The sequence below is a fragment of the Neobacillus drentensis genome, from assembly GCF_036965425.1.
Classification (GTDB): domain Bacteria; phylum Bacillota; class Bacilli; order Bacillales; family Cytobacillaceae; genus Neobacillus; species Neobacillus drentensis_F.
Map to the genome: position 1 here is coordinate 1 of NZ_JBALPP010000199.1, position 1,406 is coordinate 1,406.

Annotated in this window: 2 protein-coding genes; one reads left to right on the forward strand and one right to left on the reverse strand. The window is 30.7% G+C overall.

What is annotated here, in order from left to right:
* Positions 1–94: 94 nt before the first annotated feature.
* Positions 95–301, forward strand: coding sequence for a hypothetical protein (locus tag V7161_RS29900; protein ID WP_335716396.1), 207 nt, complete (start codon positions 95–97; stop codon positions 299–301).
* A 154-nt stretch (positions 302–455) separates the two neighbouring features.
* Here V7161_RS29900 and V7161_RS29905 read toward each other — a convergent pair whose 3' ends face one another.
* The gene (locus V7161_RS29905; protein ID WP_335716397.1) at positions 456–1,142 is read right to left on the reverse strand and encodes a TcaA NTF2-like domain-containing protein; all 687 of its coding nucleotides are present in this window, start codon (positions 1,140–1,142) and stop codon (positions 456–458) included.
* Between the last annotated feature and the right edge of the window lie 264 nt (positions 1,143–1,406).

Below are 1,406 nucleotides of genomic sequence, written 5' to 3' on the forward strand. Positions count from 1 at the left end.
TAGGATTCTTCTATCGTTTTTCCTATTTTTATTCCATTTTTATGAAAAAGTGGTAAAATAATCATGAAAACTAGTGTAAAGGGGAAATTACTAAATGGGATTCGGAGACTTCTTAAAAAGTACTGCCAAAGCAGCTATTAATGGTATTCAAGAGAAACAAGAAAGAATAAATAAACATAAGGAGCACTTACAATATAGAAGCGATGAAGAAGTAATAAGAACTTATAAAAATTCTTCTGGGGATTTAAAATTTGCAGCAGCTATGATATTAAAAGAAAGAGGTTATGGAAATCAAAATTAAAAGACATGTGGAACAGTTCATGTAGTCTTAAATTAAAAAACATGAGAACCTATCCTGTTGCTTTCTATTATTAGTCCCCCTTGCATTCGCAAGGGGACACTTTGTTTTTATGCAGAAATATAAGACGCCAAACCTATGTATATATGAAAAAATATTATTTATGAATATCACTTAAGAGCCATTGGCCATCAACATTTTGGATTGTATAAATCCATTTATAGGTTTTACGCTCTTCCTTTCCATTTTTAACAATTCCATATTCTTCATTGGTTTCCACAGAATAAATGTCCTCAGTTTCTTGGTTCATGGAAACTATTTCAAAATTATATAGATTCTCAGTTATATTTTTACTATAAAGGTTATTAACTAAGTCAATTTGAGCATGGTATAGTGGACTGTCTGAGAGTAGAAATGATTCAACGATAGTAAAGTCGCCTTGATTGACGGCTTCTGGTAACGCATTTTCGTAATTTTTTACAGCTTCCTCAATCGCTGAATTTGTATTAGTTTCGCTGCCGGCAGTCTCTGTTTCAATTACGTTTGTACTAGTTTCATTAACTTGGGCTTCTTCAGCAGTCGTATTTTCATTTTCGTTATCCTGTCTTACTTGTTCTTGTTTCGGTTCTTTAGCGGAAGCTTCTTTATTTTCTTTATCTAAATAATAATAGTTAAAAAGAAAAGCAATGGCGAAAAAGGGGATTGAATATGCAAGGATTTTTTTCTTTTTGTCGGGATAAACCTTCATTAGCATGATGGCCATAACTAGTATCGAAAAAGCAGGGAGATAGTATAGTATTACGATCATAATCATCGTGATAAATCCAGCCCATTTTGTCGGCATCACCTTCCATAATTTAAAGAAAAGTCAAATTAATGGAATACCAAGAATTACCCAATAAATTAATTTAATAGTTTCCAAACATCATCACTCCATATCTATTTTTTTAATAAAAGAAGAATCACACTATATAGTAAAATTATCCCAATAGTATTATACTTCTTTTTGAATAATATGGAAGATTATGTCGAAATTAACATTTGTTTTAACGACAGTAAATTTACTCTCAATCAAAAAAAACCTTAATAATAAAGGCTTAACTATACA